Here is a 20,943-nt window from a genome sequence, read left to right as displayed (position 1 = left end):
CTGGAATCGCGCCGCAGCAATTAATTCCAGTCCACGCCAAGTTGCTCGCCCAAGTCATCGAAGATGCGGCGAGCAACGCTTGCCTTCTTGGCCATCGGTCGACGCATGCCCGGCTTGCGCTTGCTGTTGAAATACTGGCCAGACTCAAAGTGCACGCCCGGCGTGCCAGTGAGGTAATATGCAAGGCTCTCGCCGCCGGCCTGGGCTTTTCCAAAGTACTTGGAGATGGCGCCGGTGTAGAACTTGCTCGTGCGGGTCTGCGATGACCGTGCAAAGTTGGTTGCCAAGACGCCGGGGTGGAAGGCCACGGAAGTCATCCCATGAGCGTGGAGATACTGCGTAAGCAAAATATCGCCCAGCTTGGCGTTGCCGTAGGCACGCTCTGCGGTGAACTTCTGGAAGGTATTTGGATCGCCCGGATCGAATGCAGACATCAAGAAGTTAGCCACCGAAGCGGTTTGCACGATGGTGGCATCCGTTTTGCGCAGCTTCTCCCGCAGCAAGGAAGTCAGCAGGAAAGGCGCCACCACGTTAACCTGCCACGTGCGTTCAAATCCATCTGCCGTGGTGAAGGGGCCATCGAAGATCCCGCCTGCATTGTTTCCCAACGCGTGAATCTCCTCGAGCTCACCTAATTCTTCTGCCAAGCGGCGCACCTGGCCCAAAGACTCAAAGTCCGCCAGGTGGAAGGAAGCCCCCACGCTTTCTGCCACAGCCTTGGTCTTTTCGGGATTACGGCCAACCAGCACCAGGTGATCCTGCGGGCGTTGAGCGCGGAGCACGCGGGCTGCTGCAGCGCCGATGCCGTCAGAGGCACCAGTGATGACGATGGTTTGTGGGTCGTGGCTCATGAATTAAAGCTTAGGGGTTATGAGCTTTCTCTGGTGGGTTACTTGCGGGAATGAATCTCATTCTGCGCGAATTGAATGCCGCGGGAAACGATGAGCCCCACGGCGTCGGCAGCCGTGGCGATTGCGGCGTCGAAACCAGTACCGGAATCCACCGGCCCCAGGACATAATCCGGAATGGATGTGCCCTTCGGCGGGCGGGCGATGCCGATGCGTATGCGAGGGTACTCGCGGGTTCCCAAGCGTTCGCTCAAGGACTTCAACCCGTTGTGACCGTTTTCATTGCCGCCTACCTTGATGCGAATCTTATGCGCTGGCAAATCGAGCTCATCATGAATCACGATGATGCGCTCCGCTGGAATCTGTAATTCCTCTGCGAAGGGAGCGATCGGGTCACCAGACAAGTTCATAAAAGTTGCGCAACGGGCAACGACTACGGCAATATCGCCCACCATTACCTGCGCCGCGGACAATTTATGGCCCTTAACCGGCTGCAGGATATCTCCGGAATCGGCTAAAAGGTCATCGACTGCCATGTAGCCCACGTTGTGGCGCGTCGCGGCGTACTGCGCGCCGGGGTTGCCAAGGCCCACCACGAGCCATTGGCCAGAAAGGTCGGAAACTTCCAGCAGGGGAGCCTGCTTCTGGCGTGCTGTGTTCCGGTGAAGCCCCTCTTTCACCGTACTTGCTTTAGAACCCGCCGAAGAGCGAAGCTGCTGCAAACATTCCTTGATGGTTGCGCCGAGGGAAGACATAAAACACACCTTAATGTGGGGAGTAAAAAATAGCTTACGCGCATCCTTTGCCTAGTGTGGGCGAGATGAGCACACTACTTGAAAGCTTAGAAGCCAGAATACTTCCCGCCCCCATGGCCGGGGGACCCACGACCCCGCGCAGCGTTCTGGCGGCATCGGCAGCCGGCTCCTTTGGTGCTTTGGCACTGGGCACTGCTTCCCTCGAAGCGGCGCGGGAACAGATTGCGGCCTGCGAGGGTGAGCATTTTGGGGTAAATCTTTTCTGCCCGCAGAAGCCGCTGGGTGAAGACTCGATGGCGGCGGTGCGCGCTATGGCGGAATCAGAAGGCGTGGAGGTTCCTAGCGTCGACTATTCCAACGGATGGGAGGACAAGCTCCAGCTAGCGCTAGATGGCGGCGCGGCGGTGCTGTGGTCCATGTTCGGTACCTTTAGTCTTGGCGAGATTGACCGTATCCACGCTGCGGGAGCGGAGGCTTGGACCACGGTTACCTCGCCGGAAGAAGCTATCGCTGCTGCCAAAGTTGGGGTAGACGCGTTGTGTGTGCAGGGGCCTGAGGCCGGCGGGCACCGCGGGGTCTGGGATGCTGAAGCGGAGCCGGATTGGCGCCCGCTGCCGGAGCTGGTGGCGGCAGTTTACGCCGCGCTTGGCGACGCCCCTTTACCTCTGATTGCCGCAGGTGGACTGCGTACATCCGAAGACGTCGCCCGAGCCCTTTCATGGCCAGGCGTTGAAGCGGTCAGCTGTGGTTCGGCCTTCTTGCTGGCTGAGGAGGCTGGAACCAGCGCCTTTAATCGCGAGCTTCTTGCAAGCGGCGGCAAGAGTGTATCCACTCGTGCGTTTTCCGGCCGCTTTGCCCGCGGGCTGGAAACTGAGTTCACTCGGGCCCACCCAAAAATGCCCCCGATGTACCCCTTCTTGAATCCGATTTTGAAACCACGCCGCCAAGAACAGGATGCTGCAGTGGCCTATTGCCTGGTGGGGGAGCAGGTGGAGAAAATAAACGGGGGTAGTGTGGCGGAAATCCTGTGGCGTCTATGCCAAAACGGGCAACACTAGGCGTTAATATTTACGGTTGAATGTTGGTTTACCCCCCATGACGAGTAAAGGAAAAGAACACGTGACTGCGAACGCACAGGTTGGACATGCTGACTGGAACGAGCGCCTTGAGCTTGCTCAGGAAATGATCCCGCTGATCCACCAACTGCACCGCACCAACAACGTTGTTGCCACCATCTACGGCCGCAACTTGAATGGCGTGACGGACATCGACATCATGAAGGCGCACCGCTACGCACGCCGTATTGCAAAGCGCGAACTTTCCACCGCAGAGACCCTTCCTATCCTGAAGGAACTGTGCGACATGAACCTGGGCTCTGCTTCCATCGACCTGGGCCGCCTGGCTGCTGGCTACTCTGAGTCTGACGCCAACAACCTGCGCGACTACCTGGAGCAGGAACTCTGCGACCTGGTTGGCGCTGCTGTTGATAAGGAATGCACCGACGTTGTGCTCTACGGCTTTGGCCGCATCGGCCGTCTGCTGGCCCGCATCCTGATCGCTCGTGAGGCTGCATACGGCGGCGTCCGTCTGCGTGCCATCGTTGCCCGCAAGAAGGGCGACGGCGATATCTTCAAGCGTGCCTCCTTGCTGCGCCGCGACTCCGTTCATGGTGCTTTCAACGGCACCATCGCTGTGGATGAAGAAAACGATGTTATCTGGGCAAACGGCACCAAGATTCAGATGATCTACGCCAACGACCCGGCTGATATCGACTACACCGCTTACGGCATCAACAATGCCATCCTGGTTGATAACACCGGCGTATGGCGTGACCGCGCTGGCCTGGAGCAGCACCTGCAGTCCAAGGGCATCGACCGCGTGCTGCTGACCGCACCGGGCAAGGGCGATCTGAAGAACATCGTCTACGGCATCAACGATGACACCATCGAGGATTCTGACAAGATCCTGTCTGCCGCATCCTGCACCACCAACGGCATCACCCCTGTTCTTAAGGTCATCAATGATCGTTACGGCGTTGTCCACGGCCACGTGGAGACCGCTCACTCCTTTACCAATGACCAGAACCTGATTGATAACTTCCACAAGGGTGACCGTCGTGGCCGCGCAGCTGGTCTCAACATGGTTCTCACCGAGACCGGTGCTGCGAAGGCAGTCTCCAAGGCTGTTCCGGAGTTTGAGGGCAAGCTGACCGGTAACGCTATCCGCGTTCCTACCCCGGACGTTTCCATGGCAGTGCTGAACCTGGAGCTGGAGAAGGAAGTCGAGCGCGACGAGGTCAACAACTTCCTGCGCAACGTTTCCCTGCACTCTGACCTGCGCCAGCAGATTTCCTACATTGCTTCTCCGGAGGTTGTCTCCTCTGACTTCGTCGGCTCCACCCACGCCGGCATTGTCGACGGCCTGGCAACCATCGCTTCCGGCAAGCACCTGGTTCTCTATGTCTGGTACGACAACGAGTTCGGCTACTCCAACCAGGTAATTCGCATCGTCGAGGACATCGCAGGCGCACGTCCTCGCGTATTCCCGGCTCGCGTTGAGGCACACGAGCTCTAAGCCTTTTCGCGCAGCTTAAGCGCTACCCACCCCTGGGGCCACATTTTCGGTGTGGCTCCAGGGGTCTTTGTTTAGGCAGGCATGGGATCGGGTTGTAGTGCTAGGGCGCACGTACCCCTGAGTGGGTTGTTCGACTACGTGTATCCACGGCTGAGTTTTAGGATGTTTCGATGTGAAATCTAAACCCAGGCATTCGCAACCACACCGTGCCCAAAGCGCTGAAATAGCTGAAAATGCTGGTAGCAATCAATCTCCTGCGTCTCGGTGGATAAACGCCGGGCAATGGCTGATCGGTACGCCTTGGGGAAGGCTTGTCATTATTACTGCGTTGTGCGCGGCGCTGGCACCATCAGTATTACGAGGTTTTCACCTCCGGTATTACATCGATCTTGATGTCTACGCTGCAGGCGGTCGCGCGGTGCTGACAGGCCAGTCGCTCTACGACGACGGCTTCGATGTGCGTGGGGCGCATTTGCCTTTTACATATCCGCCGTTGGCCGCAATGCTTTTTGCCCCGTTGTCGCTTCTGCCGCACTCGGTCGCAGCGGTTATCATGCTCGCAGTATCAACCGCGGCGCTCTGGTGGTGCATTCACCGTATCGTGGACATGCTGGGGCTTGCTGAGTATCTCGGTGGCAGCAAAGGGTGGCTGAGCACCGGGCTGCTTGCGTTGGCCTTGGTGACAGAACCCGTGCGGCAGACCCTCATGTTTGGCCAGATCAACATCGTGCTGATGTTTCTCGTGCTCGCCGATGTCTTTGGTCGCCGCAGTCTCCGTGGGTGGGGCGTGGGACTTGCGGCGGCCATCAAGCTTACTCCTGCGGTCTTTGGCCTGTATTTCCTTATCACCCGGCAATTTAAGGCTGCGGCGATGTCCGTAGCGACCGGAATTGCAGCGACGCTGTTGGCAGCACTCGTCTTGCCGGCCGACTCCCGCGAATACTGGACGCATACCTTGGGCGATCCGACCCGGATCGGTGGAATCGATTACGTGGGCAATCAATCTCTCCGCGGCGTCGTTGAGCGTGCCCTCGGGCCAGGGGAGGGCCACGGCCTGTGGGTTGGCGCGTCGCTGGTGGCCTTCTGCGTCATCGCGGTGACCATGTGGCGACACCGCGGTGACATGGTGGTGCTGCTAGGACTCAACTCGCTTGTAGCACTTCTTATCTCCCCGGTGAGCTGGTCGCATCACTGGGTTTGGTTGCCGGTGCTGCTTCTCCCGCAGCTCGTGCGTTGGACCCGTGGTGGGGTGCCGGGCGCTACGCCCGTGGCGATCGCGACGATGCTGCTTACCTTCATTGGACCACACTGGTTCGTTGACGGTTTGGATACCACGCAGTGGTGGGCGGCGATATGCGCAGCAGACTTCGTCCTCATCGCAGTGGCATACCTTGTGCTTGCCGTGCGCGCCCCGCGGCCGCGGGTTAATTCTTAGCGGGCGGGATAGCGGTTGCCGGGGATGACTACTTGTCTGACTTGTGCTTCTTAGCCTTCTTTTTCTTCTTGCCCTTGTGAGCGGCAACTTTGTCGCGCTCAAGTTCGGCGGCCACATCGGGGACGTAGGCGAACTCATCGCGCGGCGGGCGCTGGTATTCCTCGCCGCTTTCAGCTGGGCGCTCCGGAATCTCCGGAACCACCTGCTCGACGTGCTGATACGGAACCGTCTTTAGGATGTGGTTGATGACGTTGATACGCGAGCGTTTCTTGTCTTCAGATTCAACGGTGTACCACGGAGCGTTCGGGGTATCGGTGTGGACGAACATCTCGTCCTTTGCACGGGAGTAGTCCTCCCAGCGGGTGATGGACTGCAGATCCATAGGGGAGAGCTTCCACCGGCGCAGCGGATCGTTGCGGCGGGACTTAAAGCGCGCGATCTGCTCCTCGTCAGAGACGGAGAACCAGTACTTCAGCAGAATAATGCCGTCTTCAACAAGCATGTTTTCGAGCTGGGGCGCCTGGTGCAAGAAACGGACGTATTCCTGTTGGGAGCAAAAGCCCATGACTCGCTCGACGCCGGCGCGGTTGTACCAGGAGCGGTCAAAAATGACTATTTCGCCCGCGGTCGGAAGCTTTTCGATGTAGCGCTGGAAGTACCACTGGCCGGCCTCACGGTCGGTGGGTTTAGGCAGAGCTTCGATGCGGCAGGTGCGGGGGTTGAGGTACTGGGTGATGCGCTTGATAGCAGAGCCCTTACCCGCAGCGTCGCGACCTTCCATGATAATGACGATGCGGGCACCGGTTTCTACAACCCACTGCTGCATCTCGACGAGTTCGGCCTGCAGGCGCTTGAGTTCTTCCTCGTAAGCTTCCTTATCGAGCTTGGCAGGGGCGGTTTTGGATTTCTTGCTCATGCATTTAACTTTAGCCCGCTATCTGCGAAGATAGGTAATAAATCCAGGGCAATTATGCACAAGCATAGTAATTAACCACACGTGCACTCGGGCCCGCAGCCAGAAGGCGCTTCGCCGTAGTGCGTGGTGTTTTCGATAGCTCCTAAGCCTTCGACCTCAATGCGGACGGTTTGGCCGTCCTGAATAAAAGCCTGTGGCTCACGCGCAAATCCCACGCCCTCGGGCGTGCCGGTTACGATGACGTCGCCGGGATTAAGCGGGTACAGCTTTGAGCAGAACGCGATGAGCTCTGCGACGGAGAAAATCAGGTCATCGGTGTTATCTGCCTGGCGCACCTCGCCATCGACGGTGGTGGTAATGCGCGCGTTGCCGCCGGGTGCCCACTCATCAGAAGTGGTCAGCCATGGACCGAATCCAGCAGTGCGGTAGAAAGATTTGCCGGCATGGAATTGAGTGGTACGCCGCTGGAAATCCCGCAGCGTGTAATCATTCATCACGGCGTAGCCTGCGGCGTGTTCGAGCGCGTCTGCCATCGCAACATTGTGCGCACGAGAGCCGATAACCACGGCGAGTTCGCCCTCATAGTCGAGCTTGCTCGTGGCCCAGTCGGGGACATAGATATCGTCGTAGGGGCCGGTGAGCGCCTCCGGAAACTTAATGAACAAGGTAGGCTGCTCAGGCAGCTCACGCCCCATCTCACGCGCATGTTTGGCGTAATTGACGCCCACGCAGATAATCTTCGACGGCGTCGGGATGACGGGCGCTAAGTCCTGCTCGCGGAAAGCAATCGGCTCGCCAGAAAGCTGCGCGGACTTGCACCAATCCTCGGCCTGCAGGAGCTGGCCGACGTCGTCAAAGTCGAGCTCCACGCCCACGCCGGGGCCGTCGATGCGGATCGCAGTGGTGCCAAACTGGGTTCGCAAGGTGGCAAGTTTCATGTCGGAAAGTCTACGCGGAGTTGCAGGAAGCTTGGCGCAAAAGCCGGGGAGAAGCTTTAAGGCATGCGAATCTGGCCCGTGGGCGGGCTAGACAGCTTGCTTCGCGAGCTAAGTAGCGTGTTCTGAGAAATTGCTCAGCTCTTCGTCGAGGTAGGTGCGTTCTTCTTCCAACCAATCCGGCAGCGGCGAGTTAAGCGGCGGCGGAGATTTATCTGTCCAAGGTGGGATGTACCAGCCGCTGGGCGGAACCCAATAGACTGTGCCATGCCGCTCGAGCCATCCGCGCCCGCCGGCGGTGTCGTCCTCATTGACGGCATTGTGATACTGGCAGGCCATGGTGAGGTTTTCCGCGGATGTTTCGCCGCCATGGCGCCAGGCCTTTAGATGGTGGACTTGGCAATCGTTCGCGCCCTTTTTGCAGCCGAGCCAGGCACAGCGCGGGTTTTCCGCAGTAGCCATAAGCCGCTGCTTGGTGGAGGCAAAACGCGAGACTCGGTGTAGGTTCACAGGACCATGCACAGGATGCATGAGTACGTGGAAGCCGTGATCAAGGATGTTCCGGGTTGCCAGTTCAGTTGAGGAGATGAGCGCGCCATTGCTTAATTGGAACCAGACTTCGTGGCCTTCCAAAGCCCGCGCGTAGTTTTCCATGTTTGTTACCAACATGACAGAAATAGCTGGCTGACTAGGGTTTCCTTCGCCGAACCAGCGTTGCTTTAGCCCTGCGAGTGCAGATTCAGCGCTGCTGCAGTCAAGGCTGTCGCGCATATCGGTGAGGTCGGCGGAGGGGCCGCAAATAGTCAGGGTAGCTTGGCCATCGGGATGCTGGGCAAGGCGTATCCCAGGCTTGCGTTCGCGGCGAGGTGAGCGTGCAGCAACCAACTCGCGGGCTTTCTTCTCGACGACCCTCGTATCACCGGCCGTGGCCAAAGCCGTATGGCGCACGCGCCACCGTTCGGTCTCCGTGCGCAGCTTGCGGGCCTGCTTTTCCACCGCAAGGAGCGTAGTAAGGGAGTGCGCACGCCCGCGTTCCATGGTTTCACGGCGCAAGCGCTGAAAAGAGTTACTGGGCGCGAAGGACTCAGCGAGGGCTGCAAGGTCTATTGCCAGAGCATCGGGCACCCCGAGACTAGCGATTTCACTCGCTGTCTTGCCCACGGCTTCTTCGACAATATCCATGCCCCGACTTAACGTGCTGGCCAGTTCCCCCAAAACTGTCATAGCCCAGACCCTAAAGCAGCTTATGCCACGCCGCAACTGGAGCGGCGTCGGCAAGCGCAGCTAACTCGCGGACGCGATGCGGGTGATTTCTTGCGCTGCGTCTGCGCAGATGATGGGGATGTCCGCTTGCTCTTTCTTTGCCCACGGTTTAAGCACGAAGCTTGCGGGATCCATTCGACCAGGTGGGCGTCCGATGCCTATGGAAAGCCGCTGATAATCCTTGGTACCCAGAGACTTGGTGGTGGAGCGCAGGCCATTGTGCCCGTGGTCGCCACCATCGACGCGGTGCTTGACGACGCCGAATTCCAGCTCCAGCTCATCATGGACCACGATGAGGTTTGTAGGGGATAGCGAAAAGTACTGGAGGAGTGCCTTGATAGGGCCACCAGAGAGGTTCATGAAAGAACGCGGCTTGGCAAGGAATAACTTGGTCGAGCCAAAGCGAACTTCGGCAACTTCGGTGTTGGTCTTCTTATGCACTGAAAAGCTGGTGAAGTTGTCGTTAGCTAATTCATCGACAACATCGAAACCGATGTTGTGGCGGGTTCCGGCATATTTGGGGCCCGGGTTGCCCAGGCCGACGACGAGATAATCAGTCACTAAGCCATTGTCTCATGCCGGTGCGAAAGAGCGGCTCTTGGCGTGAAAACGGGCAAACGCCCGCGCCAGCCACGATGGCCAGTGCGGGCGAATGCGCGTAAAAGAGCGAGAAACTCTGAATTACTCTGCGGATTCTTCCTCCGCGGATTCAGCGCCAGCCTCAGCGCCGCCTTCCTCAGCAGCCTCAGCGGCTGCCTCGAGCTCTTCGTCAACCTCAGGCAGGGAGATGGAAGCGATGACGGTCTCTGCATCTGCAACCAGGGTGGTGCCTTCTGGCAGGGTGACGTCGCCAGCGGTGATGACAGTGCCGTCCTCGAGGCCCTCGATGGAAACGGAGATCTCCTCTGGGATGTTCAGAACGTCTGCCTCAACGAGGAGGACGTCAGCATCCTGAACGGACATGGTGCCCGGTGCGCTCTCGCCCTCGAGAACAACCGGAACCTCAACCTCAACCTTCTCGCCGCGCTTGATGGAAAGCAGGTCGACGTGGTCGATGTCTAGGGTCAGAACGTTCTGGTCAACGTGCTTGACCATGACGAGGTGCTGCTCGCCCTCGAGCTCGAGCTCGAAAACAGCGTTGATGCCGTGTGCGCGAACCAGTGCGGTCAGCTCGAGACGGTCAACAGCGAAGTGCAGAACGTCAACGCCGTGGCCGTAGACAACGCCTGGGACCTTGCCAGCAACGCGCAGGCGGCGAGCGAAGCCCTTGCCGAACTCGTTACGTACTTCTGCCTTCAATACTGGGCGGGTGTTTGCCATAGTAAAACTCCTAGTGTCAAAGATTGGTGCGGCGAGACTTTAGCGAGTTCGAAAACGGCGAAAGCCTGCCGATGGTCGTCTTGGTCGAGTCATCGCAGGCTTAAAACGTGTGAAATAACTTCTAATCGCGTCGATAACGGCTTTCCAATTCTGGGCAGCCCTCGCCGAGACAGCGAGAATCCTAACACGCAGCGCCGAGAGCAGGCAAGTTACTTCTGCTCTTCTTCGCCGACAACGCCCCAGTCTTCGTCAACTTCGTAGTCCTCGGCCGAAAAGTCATTGGAATCATCGGCCTCGCTACGCGCGCTGCCTGTCACCTTAGCGAGGCTATCGACGCTATTCCACCAGATCTTCATGGAGATAAGCTCATGCAGGCTGTCCAATTGCGCAGGCGGAAATACCTTAAGATGTAACAAGCAGAACAACAACACAAGGAACCTCCACCTGGATCAATTTAGGTGGAGGTTCCTTGTGTTCTGTTTAGGAGAGTAGCTTGTATCCGCTCTTGTCTTTGAATTCCCCTGAGGCGATCATAATGAGATCCACGATGGTTCCCACTAAGAAGAGTCCCCCTGTGAAGAGCCAGAGCAGACCAGTTCCGATCTTTCCCACATATATGCGGTGTAGACCAGCCACAAGGAAGAGACCAAGGACGCACAGCACAGCTGCGACACCTTTGCTGTATTTGCTTTCCCCGGAGAAATAGTTCGCATTGTAGGTCATATCATTATGTCCTTTCATTGTGGTGCGGTATCCGTTGCCGACATGCAAGTCGTAGCACAGGTTCATTCATTTCTGTTTGTGGAAATGGAAAAGACCGCCCAGCCGTGTGCTGGACGGTCTTTTATGTGCTGCTTATTAAGTGCTTAGTTCGACTCGAAGAGCGTGGTTACGGAGCCGTTTTCGAAGATCTCGTGGATGGTACGAGCCAGCAGTGGAGCAATCGAAAGAACGGTCAGGTTGGACCAGCCCTCGGTGGACTGCGGAAGGGTATCAGTGGTGATGACTTCCTCAGCGCCGCACTCGGACAGACGCTCACGTGCCGGATCGGAGAAGACGCCGTGGGTACAAGCGATGACGACGGACTTCGCGCCTGCTTCCTTCAGGACACGAACTGCGCCAGCGATGGTTCCGCCGGTATCGATCATGTCATCCAGAAGGATGCAGTCCTTGCCCTCGACCTCACCGACAACGCGGTTAGATACGGTCTCGTTAGCAACCTCGGTGGAACGGGTCTTGTGAACGAAGGACAGTGGGGCGTCGCCAAGCTCATGCGCCCACTTCTCAGCCACCTTGACGCGGCCAGCATCCGGGGAAACCACAGCGAGGTTATCCAGGGAGTACTTGGACTTGATGTAGTCCACGAGGATCGGCATTGCGTGCATGTGATCGACCGGGCCGTCGAAGAATCCCTGGATCTGGTCAGTGTGCAGGTCAACAGAAACGATGCGGTCTGCGCCCGCTGCCTGCAGCAGGTCAGCAACGAGGCGAGCGGAGATCGGCTCGCGGCCGCGGTGCTTCTTATCCTGACGTGCGTATGGGTAGAACGGCAGGATAGCGGTGATGCGCTTTGCGGAACCACGCTTGAGCGCATCGATCATGATGAGCTGCTCCACCAGCCACTTGTTCAGCGGCTGGGTGTGGGACTGCATTACGAAGCAGTCTGCACCACGGACAGACTCTTCGAAGCGGATGAAGATCTCACCGTTTGCAAAGTCACGAGCGGTGGTTGGAACGAGGTCCGTCTTCAGTTCCTTGGCCACAGCCTCAGCCAATTCTGGGTGTGCACGCCCAGAAAAGAGCTTCATATTCTTGCTGCTGCCGGTTACCTTGCCAGTCATGGGCGGTAATTCCCCTTACTTGTTGTTGTCCTGTGCGCGGGCGGCAGCTTCTGCTGCCGGAGTGCCCGGACGCTTCTTTTGAACCCAGCCTTCGATGTTGCGCTGCTTGCCACCGGAGACCACGAGTGCTCCCGCAGGAACATCTTCCTTGATAACTGTACCCGCCCCGGAATAAGCGCCGTCACCGACATTGACTGGTGCGATAAACATCGTGTCAGATCCGGTGCGCACGTGGCTGCCGATTACGGTGTGATGCTTGTTAACACCGTCGTAGTTGACGAATACGGAGGAAGCGCCGATATTGGATTCCTCGCCCACGGTGGCATCGCCGATGTAGGTCAGGTGCGGAACCTTGGAACCGCGTCCAATCTGGGCATTCTTTGCCTCGACGAAGCCGCCGAGCTTACCGCCTTCGCCGAGCTCGGTCTTCGGGCGGATGAAGGTAAACGGGCCGACGTTGGCGTTAGCGCCAATCACAGACTCGGAACCGTGGGTGCGGATGACCTTGGCGCCCTCGCCGACCTGCATATCGGTCAAGGTGGTGTCTGGTCCGATTTCTGCGCCATCAGCGATGTGGGTCTTGCCCCACAGCTGGGTGCCCGGGTGGATGAGAACGTCGCAGCCAATGGTGACGTCAACGCCAATCCAGGTGGTGGCAGGGTCGACGATGGTGGCACCGCCGCGCATGGCGGCTTCCACGGTGCGGCGGTTGAGCTCGCGGCCAGCTGCGGCGAGCTGGACGCGGTCATTGACGCCTGCCAGCTCGCCGGCGTCGGCAGCAATGTGCGCGCCGACGTTGTGGCCTGCGGTGCGGGCGATTTCCAAAACGTCAGTGATGTAGAGCTCGCCCTGGGCGTTGTTGGAATCGAGCTTGGTTAGGGCGTCGCGCAGAATTGCGCCGTCGAAAGCGAATACGCCGGAGTTGACCTCGTCGATGGAAAGCTGCTCGCTTGCTGCATCCTTCTGCTCAACGATGGCTTCGACATTGCCATCTGCGCCGCGGACGATGCGGCCATAACCGGTTGGGTCAGCAAGCTGCATCGACAGAACCGTCACGGCGTTGCCGGCGGTAACGTGGGCGTCGAAAAGCTCGCGGATGGTCTCAGTGCGAAGAAGGGGGACGTCACCGTTGGTGACGATGACGGTGCCATCGAAGTCGGGGAGTGGCTCGAGACCGCACTGCACTGCGTGGCCGGTGCCGTTTTGTTCTTCCTGCACTGCCTGGGAGACTTCGGTTCCCAGTTCTGCGGCGATGGCCTCAATGGCGGGAGAGACCTGCTCGCGCTGGTGGCCGACGACGGCGACGAGGTGCTCCGGGTGCATACCAGCCGCAGCATGCAGCGCGTGCCCGATGAGCGGGCGCCCGCCGATTTCGTGCAAAGTCTTTTGCTTTGCGGATTTCATTCGGGTGCCAGCGCCCGCTGCTAGAACAACAATCGCGCACTTAGTTGTATCTGCCACGAGTTTCTTCGTTCTCCTGTCGTCGAGTCTTATTTAGGGAGTAATGTCCCACATCTTAACGCCCCACGTAGTTATTGGGGGATAAAGCACACCCCAGTTCGGCGCTGGCTTTGCTATGAACTAGGCAGAGACCTCACGCAGCATCCTGGCGCGCCAAGCTCCGATGAAGCCGAGTGCAGCCAAGAAAAGCAGGGCAGCGGTAGGCCCGGCAAGGGAAATGACTGCGGAGATTGCGCCTACAACAAGCAAGATTGCGCCCATCATCGTGTTGGCCGCACCGACATAAAAGGTGCGCTTATCGCCACCTGCCATGTCCACGATGTAAGTCTTACGCGCGACGCGGATGCCTGTGTGCGCGAGGTTGACCAAAAAGAACCCCAGCGGCAAAGCCCAAGCACAAACCCAGGTTGGTGCCCAATGAGCACAAGCGACCACGAGGATTAGGGTCAGCGACGCCGCAACCGACGCCCACGACATCACCAATCGGGAAGAGCGATCCGACCAGATGCCGGAAATTTTTCCTCCCACTAAGTTGGCAAGGCCAGAAGCAAGCACGAAGCCTGCGAGTCCGCTGAGCACCGTGGTGCCGCTTTGATGGGAAAGCGTGACGATGAAAGTGGTTGATAGCGCAGTCACCAGCAAAAGAGTGCGCACGTTAACAAAGCGGCGGAAATCTTCGTCGGAGGTATATAGCTTCCAAGTATCGCTCCACCAACGGGGACCCTCGGATGCATCCTTTTTGGCGGCCGCGGTTTCTGCTTCATCCGGAACGGGCTCATCGATGGAGGAGAATATCGCTGCCGCAACGAACCAACTCAGCGCACCGCCACCGAGAACTGCGGCAAGCCCCAGTGGCGGAAGCTGGCCCAAGAACGCGAGCACAAGGCCAACGAGTAGGGTTACCGCGCCCGATGCTTGAGCAGCAAGCCCCGTCACCTCACCGCGGCTGCCTTTAGAAATGGTCCGGCCTTGGACGTCTTTTCCCGTCAGCGAGCACAAAGCGCGGAAAACAGAAAGCACGGCAAGCGCGGCGATGGTTATCGTGCCGAGAACCCAACCTTCAAATACCGCTGCGGCACCTGCAATCACGAGGGCACTGATGCCTTGAACGACCGAGCCCCACACCCATAGCTTCTTGCGGGTCGGACGGGAAGTTACCCACGGGGTCAGTGCGGCCTGTGGGAGCATGGAGCCAGACTCTCGGATAGGCACCAGGAGTGCGGTAAAAGAGTGCGGGACGCCCAGCTGCGCAAAGAGCCAGGGCAGGACGGTCTTTCCGGAGACTAATTGGTCACCGATGCCTTGTAGGGCGTTTGAGGATGCGAAAAGGCGGGCGGGACGAGCTTCTTGGTCTGGGATCGGCATAAATCAAGCGTATGTGATAAATACCTGAATTGGCCGAAATAGGTTTGGCTTAGTAGCCAACTAAAATACTCTGGAATTTATGGGTTTTACGCGTCGTGTCTTTTTTAAAGGTGTCTTGTTTACTGCTTCTGCCGCTGCGGCGGGTGCGGCCATCACGGCTTGTGCCAATACGAAAAATAAGGATCAGCCGGCCCCGGTGGGCTATGACGCGGCGCCGCGGCCGCTTCCTATCCCGCCACTTTTAGAAGGTGAGATGGATGGCGGTACAAGGGTCTTTAAGCTCACGGCCCAAGACGGCCATTCGGAGGTTATCTCTGGCAATAACAACACCCGCACTTGGGGCTTTAACGGCCCGTTCCTTGGCCCGACGCTGCGCGCACACAAGGGCGACAAGGTTCGCGCGGAAATTACCAACAACCTGGTGGAAATGACCACAGTGCACTGGCACGGAATGAAGCTTCCGGCCTATTCCGATGGTGGACCACACTCGCCGATTGAGGTGGGCAAGACATGGAAGCCACAGTGGGAAGTTTCCCAGCCCGCCGCCACCGTCTGGTATCACCCGCACCCGCATATGGCCACGGCAACCCATGCCTACCGCGGACTTGCTGGCATGTTTATCTTGGACGACGACGTATCGGATAAGCTCGACATTCCTTCTGAGTACGGCGTGGATGACATTCCGGTGGTCATTATGGATGCGAAGTTCACTGAGGACGGCCAGTTCGATCACCAGGTTGACGGCACTCTCGGTCTCATGGGCACTACTCCTGTGGTTAACGGCATCACGAATGCTTCTTTCGCCGCGACCACGCGCCGGGTTCGCCTGCGCTTGCTCAACGGCGCTTCGATGCGTTTCTACACACTGGCCTTGGATAATGGGACGCCGTTTAACGTCATCGCTACTGACTCCGGGCTTCTCGACGCCCCCGTTGAGGTTGACGAGCTTCTCATCGGACCAGGCGAGCGCATCGAGGTCCTCGTGGACTTGGAGCCCGGCAAGGACGTGGTGTTGCAGTCGGTGCCGCGCAAGGACAACTTCAGCATCCCCGAAGATGAGTACTCTGCGGACTTTGGCTTCAAGGACAGCTTTGACATCCTGCATATCACCGCGCCGGGGGAGGATGCGCCTGCAGTGCCAGCTCTGCCGCAAACCTTGGATCCCGCGGCTGCCGACGTCCCGTCTGCCGAGGGGCTGACCGAGCGCGAGTTCGTGCTCAATACCTTCATGATTAACGGTGAGTCCATGGACATGGCCCGCGTGGACACCGTAATCGAGGAAGACAAGCCTGAGGTATGGACTGTGACCAACGAAAATAGCGATTGGCCGCACAACTTCCACATCCACAATTCGCGTTTCAAGGTCTTGTCTTATGACTATGGCGATGGCAAGGACATCGCGGTTCCGACGATGGGCTGGAAGGACATCGTCAATCTTCCGCCCAAGGCAACCGCCAAGCTGCTCGTGGAGTTGGGCTACTTCCCAGATAAGACCATTCCGTACATGTACCACTGCCACATGCTCCTACACGAGGACAAGGGCATGATGGGCCAGATGGTTGTGGTGAACAAGGGCGAAAAACCTGACGTTCGCGTCAAGCCGGCGGCGCTTGTATTCGAGAAGTCTGCTGGGGCGTCGCATAGCGCACATGCTGGGCAAGTAGTGGACTCATCCCGTAGCCCGTACGCGACCCCGTCTGCGACTTCCTAGGCTTTTCGAGGTCTCAAAATAAAAGAACTCCTGCTCCTTCGAAATGTGAAGTGAGCAGGAGTTTTCTTGGCTTCCCCACCAGGACTCGAACCTAGAATGACGGTACCAAAAACCGTAGTGTTGCCGATTACACCATGGGGAATAACCGCGCGCTCAAGGCGTGCGTTGCTAATAGTACCTGACGCATATGCCTTAATTACAAATGCCACCCACTAAGCTTGATCGCATGGTTCGACAGAGGATGACTGGACGCGAACGTCGCGAGCAATTGATCGTGATTGGCCGAGCGGCATTTGCCGAGCTGGGCTTCGACAGGGCCAGCGTGGAGGAGATTGCGGCGCGGGCTGGCGTGTCCAAGCCCGTGGTCTATGAGCACTTCGGGGGAAAAGAAGGCCTCTACGCGGTCATCGTGGACCGCGAGATGCTCGCCCTGGAGAAGGTGATCACGCATTCGCTTAGCGAAGGAACCTGGCGCGAGCGCATCGAGAAAGCCACTGTCGCACTTTTAAACTACGTGGAGCAAGAAACCGATGGATTCCTAATCCTCGTACGTGACTCCAAGCCCGGCGACGAACGCTCTTATTCCACTTTGCTTAATTCCTCCGTGGGGCAGGTTTCCTATATCCTGGGCGCCGCCTTCGAGCGCCGCGGCCTCGACGCGAAACTGGCAGGACTTTATGCCCAAGCGCTAGTCGGCATGGTCTCAATGACTGCCCAATGGTGGCTGGATACCCGCCAGCCGGCAAAGGAAGTGGTGGCTGCGCACATCGTAAACTTGTGCTGGAATGGGCTGTCTGGAATGGAAGCTAAGCCAAAATTGAGAGGAACTAACTAAGTGGCAACGCCGATGCTGGCCGGACTACTCAAGGTCGCGGCTTCCGACCCGAAACTCAAAGGGCTTGCCACCCAGGTAGGCGAGTCACACCTGCACATCACCGGCATCGACCAAGCGCGCCCGTGGGCTATCGGCACGCTGGCGAATCAGGCGCCCGTTCTTGTCGTCACCGCCACCGGCCGTGAGGCCGAGGACCTCACCGCGGAGCTAACCGCGATGATGGGGGACAAGGTTGCCCAGTTCCCGGCGTGGGAAACCCTTCCGCACGAACGCCTTTCGCCCGGCGCGGATATCGTGGGCCGCCGCGCGCAGGTGCTGCACCGCATTGCAGAAGGCAAGCTGCGCGTCGTCGTCACAGCAGCGCGTGGATATAGCCAACCGATCTTGAAAAACGTGGAAGGCCGCAGTCCGATCAGCCTGGCCGAGGACATGGAAATCGAGCTCGAGGCCATCGTCTCACAGCTGGAGTTTCGTGCCTACAAGCACGTGGACATGGTGGCCAAGCGCGGCGAGTATGCCGTCCGCGGCGGCATCTTGGATGTCTTTCCCACGACGCTCGATTACCCGGTGCGTGTGGAGTTCTGGGGCGATGAAATTACCGATATCAGGCAATTTTCCGTCGCTGATCAGCGCGCGATTCCAGAGATTGAGGTCGGCGCGGTGGACATCTTCCCGGCGCGTGAGCTTCCGATTACTGACGACGTCGCCAAGCGTGCCCAAGACCTTGCCCTGCAGCACCCGGGCAATGCTGCCCTCGTGGAGCTTTTGACCAAGGTAGGTGAGCATATTCCGGCCGACGGCATGGAGGCGCTGCTGGCGGTGCTTAGCGACGCCCCGCTGGTCACCCTTCCCGAATTCATGCCGGAGGGTACCCACGTGCTGCTGGTCGCGCCGGAAAAGATTCGCACCCGTATTGCGGATCTAGAGTCCACGGACGCGGAATTCTTGGCTGCCGGTTGGGAAGCCGCTGCCATGGGGGCGGATGGTCCTTTGACCGCTGAAGGCCTGGACACCGAGGCCGCTAGCTACCGTTCCTACGAGTCTTTGGAAGCAACGTGCGCTAACGCGAGTTTGCCGCTGTGGACCTTTGCGCCCCCTGGAATGTTCATGGCCGACGAGGCGCAGACCTTGCCGCTCGAGTATGAACCGGGCCCGACGCCGCGTGGTGACATTAAGGAAATCGACGCCATGATGGCGCAGCTGCTCGCGCATACCCGCGACGGCGGCCGTGCGGCGTTTATCGCGCCGGCTCAGGGTGCCATCAAGCGCATGGTTGAGCGTTTTGCGGAAAAGGGCATCCGCACCAAGGTCGCGACTCCTGGCTGGGAGCCGACGCCTGGCGAGGTCACTTTGTATCAGGCGCTTTCACATGCGGGCTTGGTATTCCCGAAGGCCCGCAGCGCCGGCGGCTCGCAGAAGGAACAGCTCCCGTTGGTTGTCATTACGGAGACCGACCTGACGGGTAATCGCGTGGGCGACATCGCCGGCGCTAAGCGACGCCCAGCAAAGCGCCGCAACCGCGTCGATCCGCTCGCGCTCAAACAGGGCGACCACGTGGTGCACGAAACCCACGGCATCGGCCGCTTCCTCAAGATGGCCGAGCGCACGATTCAGTCGGGTGATGAAACCTCCCGACGTGAGTACATCGTGCTGGAGTACGCTTCCTCGAAGCGCGGTCAGCCGGCCGATCAGCTCTGGGTCCCGATGGACTCGCTGGATCTGCTCTCCAAGTACACCGGCGGCGAGAAGCCGACTCTGTCCAAGATGGGCGGCTCGGACTGGAAGAACACCAAGAAGAAAGCCCGCGCCGCAGTCCGCGAAATCGCGGGCGAGCTGGTGGAGCTTTATGCCAAGCGCCAAGCCGCGCCGGGACACCAGTTTGCGCCGGATAACCCGTGGCAGGCGGAGATGGAAGATAACTTCCCATATGTCGAGACTGAAGATCAGATGATGGCCATCGACTCTGTGAAGCAGGATATGGAATCCAGCGTGCCGATGGACCGCGTCGTCGTCGGCGATGTGGGCTATGGCAAGACCGAGGTAGCGGTGCGCGCAGCCTTCAAGGCGGTGCAGGACGGAATGCAGGTGGCGGTTTTGGTGCCGACCACCTTGCTGGCGCAACAGCATGCTGATACCTTCCGCGAGCGCATGACCGGTTTCCCGGTCAACATTCAGGTGCTGTCCCGCTTTACGTCGACGAAGGATGCCAAGGAGATTGTCTCCGGTCTGGCAGACGGTTCCGTCGATATCGTCATCGGAACGCATCGCCTGCTGCAAACAGGTGTGCATTGGAAGAACCTAGGGCTAATCGTTGTAGACGAGGAGCAGCGCTTCGGCGTGGAGCATAAGGAACATATCAAGGCGCTTAAAGCCTCCGTTGACGTGCTGACGATGTCTGCGACCCCAATTCCGCGCACCCTCGAGATGTCCATGGCGGGCATCCGCGAGATGTCTACCATCCTGACCCCGCCGGAAGACCGCCATCCGGTCCTGACTTACGTGGGTGCTTACGAGGACAAACAGATTGCTGCGGCGATCCGCCGCGAGCTGCTGCGAGACGGCCAGACCTTCTTCATCCACAACAAGGTCTCTGACATTGAAAAGAAGGCCCGCGAGCTCCGCGATCTCGTGCCGGAGGCGCGCATCGTCGTGGCGCACGGCCAGATGAACGAGGAAGCCCTCGAACGGACGGTGCAGGGCTTCTGGAACCGCGAGTACGACGTCCTGGTTTGTACCACGATCGTGGAAACCGGCCTGGACATCGCTAATGCGAATACGCTCATCGTGGAAAACGCGCACCACATGGGCCTGTCTCAGCTCCATCAGCTGCGCGGGCGCGTGGGTCGTTCCCGTGAGCGCGGCTATGCCTACTTCCTGTACCCGAAGGGCGCCACGCTGACCGAGACCTCCTATGACCGCCTGGCAACCATCGCCCAGAACAATGATCTGGGCGCCGGCATGGCCGTGGCGATGAAGGACTTGGAGATGCGCGGTGCCGGCAACGTCTTGGGCGCGCAGCAGTCCGGCCACATCGCGGGTGTCGGCTTCGACCTTTATGTCCGCTTGGTCGGGGAGGCAGTGGAGACCTTCAAGGCCCTTGCCCGTGGCGAGGTTCCGAAGGCCACCGACGAGGGACCGAAGGAGATCCGCATCGACCTGCCAGTCGACGCCCATATCCCAGAGGATTACATCAACTCCGAGCGCCTGCGCCTGGAGGTCTACCGCAAGCTCGCGGCCTCGAAGGACAATAACGATCTGCAGTTGGCTGTAGAAGAAATGGAAGACCGCTACGGCCCACTGCCGGAGCCAGTTACCCGTTTGCTGGCTGTCGCTCGACTGCGTCACCAGGCGCGCCGGGCAGGCGTGGGCGATATTGCGGTGCAGGGAACCCGTATTAAGGTCCACCCGGTGGATTTGACGGATTCGAAGCAGGTGCGCTTGAAGCGCCTTTACCCGGGCTCCAATTACCGCGCCGCGGCCAAGGCCATTCAGCTGGGGTTCCCGAAGGCCGGCCGCAACGTCACCTCCCCGAAGTTGCGGGATATCGAGCTGCTGCAGTGGATGGCGGATTTCCTTTCCGCCATGTTCGAACTGGACAAGATCGATGTCACCGGCGCGAAGGTCGGCGGGAAGAATGTGATCTCTGTAAGCCAGTAAGGCCCTTTTCACCTGCAGAGCACTGTC

At 59.0% G+C, this 20,943-nt stretch carries 18 protein-coding genes and 1 tRNA gene; 6 read left to right on the top strand and 13 right to left on the bottom strand.

Going from position 1 to position 20,943, the window contains the following annotated elements:
- Positions 1-20 precede the first annotated feature (20 nt).
- A complete protein-coding gene (locus tag HMPREF3158_RS00640; RefSeq protein ID WP_061921412.1) occupies positions 21-851 on the bottom strand; it encodes an SDR family NAD(P)-dependent oxidoreductase in 831 nt (276 codons plus the stop codon).
- Positions 852-889: 38 nt separating this feature from the next.
- Complete coding sequence (gene pth / locus HMPREF3158_RS00635; protein ID WP_082787612.1) at positions 890-1,603, bottom strand: aminoacyl-tRNA hydrolase; 714 nt, start codon at positions 1,601-1,603, stop codon at positions 890-892.
- Positions 1,604-1,668: 65 nt separating this feature from the next.
- Here pth (HMPREF3158_RS00635) and HMPREF3158_RS00630 point away from each other — a divergent pair, with 65 nt between their 5' ends.
- The 3 genes from HMPREF3158_RS00630 to HMPREF3158_RS00620 all read left to right on the top strand — a co-directional run bounded on the left by HMPREF3158_RS00630 (position 1,669) and on the right by HMPREF3158_RS00620 (position 5,612).
- Positions 1,669-2,661 carry a nitronate monooxygenase gene (locus HMPREF3158_RS00630; protein WP_070432762.1) on the top strand — a complete coding sequence of 331 codons (993 nt, stop codon included), beginning with the start codon at positions 1,669-1,671 and terminating at the stop codon, positions 2,659-2,661.
- 37 nt (positions 2,662-2,698) lie between these two features.
- Complete coding sequence (locus HMPREF3158_RS00625) at positions 2,699-4,177, top strand: glyceraldehyde-3-phosphate dehydrogenase (protein ID WP_210386613.1); 1,479 nt, start codon at positions 2,699-2,701, stop codon at positions 4,175-4,177.
- Between the two features lie 418 nt (positions 4,178-4,595).
- A complete protein-coding gene (locus HMPREF3158_RS00620) occupies positions 4,596-5,612 on the top strand; it encodes a glycosyltransferase 87 family protein (protein WP_083291014.1) in 1,017 nt (338 codons plus the stop codon).
- Positions 5,613-5,640: 28 nt separating this feature from the next.
- Here the strand turns inward: HMPREF3158_RS00620 and ppk2 are convergent, their stop codons facing one another.
- The 10 genes from ppk2 to HMPREF3158_RS00570 all read right to left on the bottom strand — a co-directional run bounded on the left by ppk2 (position 5,641) and on the right by HMPREF3158_RS00570 (position 14,713).
- On the bottom strand, positions 5,641-6,528 hold the full coding sequence (gene ppk2, locus HMPREF3158_RS00615; protein ID WP_070496886.1) for a polyphosphate kinase 2: 888 nt from the start codon (positions 6,526-6,528) through the stop codon (positions 5,641-5,643).
- A 71-nt stretch (positions 6,529-6,599) separates the two neighbouring features.
- The gene (locus HMPREF3158_RS00610) at positions 6,600-7,466 is read right to left on the bottom strand and encodes a fumarylacetoacetate hydrolase family protein (RefSeq protein ID WP_070432747.1); all 867 of its coding nucleotides are present in this window, start codon (positions 7,464-7,466) and stop codon (positions 6,600-6,602) included.
- Between the two features lie 108 nt (positions 7,467-7,574).
- A complete protein-coding gene (locus HMPREF3158_RS00605; RefSeq protein WP_070496883.1) occupies positions 7,575-8,645 on the bottom strand; it encodes an HNH endonuclease signature motif containing protein in 1,071 nt (356 codons plus the stop codon).
- A gap of 102 nt (positions 8,646-8,747) precedes the next feature.
- Positions 8,748-9,287, bottom strand: coding sequence for an aminoacyl-tRNA hydrolase (gene pth, locus HMPREF3158_RS00600; RefSeq protein ID WP_070496880.1), 540 nt, complete (start codon positions 9,285-9,287; stop codon positions 8,748-8,750).
- Between the two features lie 120 nt (positions 9,288-9,407).
- Entirely contained in the window at positions 9,408-10,046 is a 639-nt protein-coding gene (locus tag HMPREF3158_RS00595) for a 50S ribosomal protein L25/general stress protein Ctc (RefSeq protein WP_070496877.1), read from the bottom strand.
- Positions 10,047-10,255: 209 nt separating this feature from the next.
- A complete protein-coding gene (locus HMPREF3158_RS12835) occupies positions 10,256-10,429 on the bottom strand; it encodes a hypothetical protein (protein WP_168161735.1) in 174 nt (57 codons plus the stop codon).
- Positions 10,430-10,526: 97 nt separating this feature from the next.
- Entirely contained in the window at positions 10,527-10,769 is a 243-nt protein-coding gene (locus tag HMPREF3158_RS00585; RefSeq protein WP_061921517.1) for a TM2 domain-containing protein, read from the bottom strand.
- A 143-nt stretch (positions 10,770-10,912) separates the two neighbouring features.
- A complete protein-coding gene (locus tag HMPREF3158_RS00580) occupies positions 10,913-11,887 on the bottom strand; it encodes a ribose-phosphate diphosphokinase (protein ID WP_062035541.1) in 975 nt (324 codons plus the stop codon).
- Positions 11,888-11,902: 15 nt separating this feature from the next.
- Entirely contained in the window at positions 11,903-13,348 is a 1,446-nt protein-coding gene (gene glmU, locus HMPREF3158_RS00575; protein WP_062035540.1) for a bifunctional UDP-N-acetylglucosamine diphosphorylase/glucosamine-1-phosphate N-acetyltransferase GlmU, read from the bottom strand.
- Between the two features lie 120 nt (positions 13,349-13,468).
- Complete coding sequence (locus HMPREF3158_RS00570; protein WP_070496872.1) at positions 13,469-14,713, bottom strand: MFS transporter; 1,245 nt, start codon at positions 14,711-14,713, stop codon at positions 13,469-13,471.
- Positions 14,714-14,792: 79 nt separating this feature from the next.
- On the opposite strand from HMPREF3158_RS00570, the gene HMPREF3158_RS00565 reads away from it, so the two are divergent.
- Positions 14,793-16,424, top strand: a complete 1,632-nt coding sequence (locus tag HMPREF3158_RS00565; RefSeq protein ID WP_062035538.1) for a multicopper oxidase family protein — start codon at positions 14,793-14,795, stop codon at positions 16,422-16,424.
- A 67-nt stretch (positions 16,425-16,491) separates the two neighbouring features.
- On the opposite strand, the gene HMPREF3158_RS00560 is transcribed toward HMPREF3158_RS00565, so the two are convergent.
- Positions 16,492-16,566 (bottom strand) — tRNA-Gln (locus HMPREF3158_RS00560).
- A gap of 84 nt (positions 16,567-16,650) precedes the next feature.
- Here HMPREF3158_RS00560 and HMPREF3158_RS00555 point away from each other — a divergent pair.
- Together HMPREF3158_RS00555 and mfd are read left to right on the top strand one after the other, a co-directional pair.
- Positions 16,651-17,259 carry a TetR/AcrR family transcriptional regulator gene (locus HMPREF3158_RS00555; RefSeq protein WP_061921571.1) on the top strand — a complete coding sequence of 203 codons (609 nt, stop codon included), beginning with the start codon at positions 16,651-16,653 and terminating at the stop codon, positions 17,257-17,259.
- A 12-nt stretch (positions 17,260-17,271) separates the two neighbouring features.
- Positions 17,272-20,916: a transcription-repair coupling factor gene (mfd, locus tag HMPREF3158_RS00550; RefSeq protein ID WP_070496960.1), complete on the top strand. Its 3,645-nt coding sequence runs from the start codon at positions 17,272-17,274 to the stop codon at positions 20,914-20,916.
- Positions 20,917-20,943: the final 27 nt, after the last annotated feature.

The organism is Corynebacterium sp. HMSC06G04, from assembly GCF_001807365.1.
GTDB classification, from domain to species: domain Bacteria; phylum Actinomycetota; class Actinomycetes; order Mycobacteriales; family Mycobacteriaceae; genus Corynebacterium; species Corynebacterium simulans.
The sequence above is the reverse complement of the archived record's forward strand: the minus strand, read 5'-3'. Positions and strand labels throughout refer to the sequence as shown.

Bases quoted from the DNA above. Each gene is read 5' to 3' on its own strand.
- HMPREF3158_RS00580 (WP_062035541.1), bottom strand. From the start codon at position 11,887: ATGACTGGCAAGGTAACCGGCAGCAGCAAGAATATGAAGCTCTTTTCT.
- HMPREF3158_RS00630 (WP_070432762.1), top strand. From the start codon at position 1,669: ATGAGCACACTACTTGAAAGCTTAGAAGCCAGAATACTTCCCGCCCCC.
- HMPREF3158_RS00610 (WP_070432747.1), bottom strand. From the start codon at position 7,466: ATGAAACTTGCCACCTTGCGAACCCAGTTTGGCACCACTGCGATCCGC.
- HMPREF3158_RS00640 (WP_061921412.1), bottom strand. From the start codon at position 851: ATGAGCCACGACCCACAAACCATCGTCATCACTGGTGCCTCTGACGGC.
- HMPREF3158_RS00585 (WP_061921517.1), bottom strand. From the start codon at position 10,769: ATGACCTACAATGCGAACTATTTCTCCGGGGAAAGCAAATACAGCAAA.
- pth (WP_082787612.1), bottom strand. From the start codon at position 1,603: ATGTCTTCCCTCGGCGCAACCATCAAGGAATGTTTGCAGCAGCTTCGC.
- HMPREF3158_RS00595 (WP_070496877.1), bottom strand. From the start codon at position 10,046: ATGGCAAACACCCGCCCAGTATTGAAGGCAGAAGTACGTAACGAGTTC.
- HMPREF3158_RS00570 (WP_070496872.1), bottom strand. From the start codon at position 14,713: ATGCCGATCCCAGACCAAGAAGCTCGTCCCGCCCGCCTTTTCGCATCC.
- HMPREF3158_RS00565 (WP_062035538.1), top strand. From the start codon at position 14,793: ATGGGTTTTACGCGTCGTGTCTTTTTTAAAGGTGTCTTGTTTACTGCT.
- HMPREF3158_RS00555 (WP_061921571.1), top strand. From the start codon at position 16,651: ATGGTTCGACAGAGGATGACTGGACGCGAACGTCGCGAGCAATTGATC.
- ppk2 (WP_070496886.1), bottom strand. From the start codon at position 6,528: ATGAGCAAGAAATCCAAAACCGCCCCTGCCAAGCTCGATAAGGAAGCT.
- HMPREF3158_RS00625 (WP_210386613.1), top strand. From the start codon at position 2,699: ATGACGAGTAAAGGAAAAGAACACGTGACTGCGAACGCACAGGTTGGA.
- HMPREF3158_RS00605 (WP_070496883.1), bottom strand. From the start codon at position 8,645: ATGGATATTGTCGAAGAAGCCGTGGGCAAGACAGCGAGTGAAATCGCT.
- mfd (WP_070496960.1), top strand. From the start codon at position 17,272: ATGCTGGCCGGACTACTCAAGGTCGCGGCTTCCGACCCGAAACTCAAA.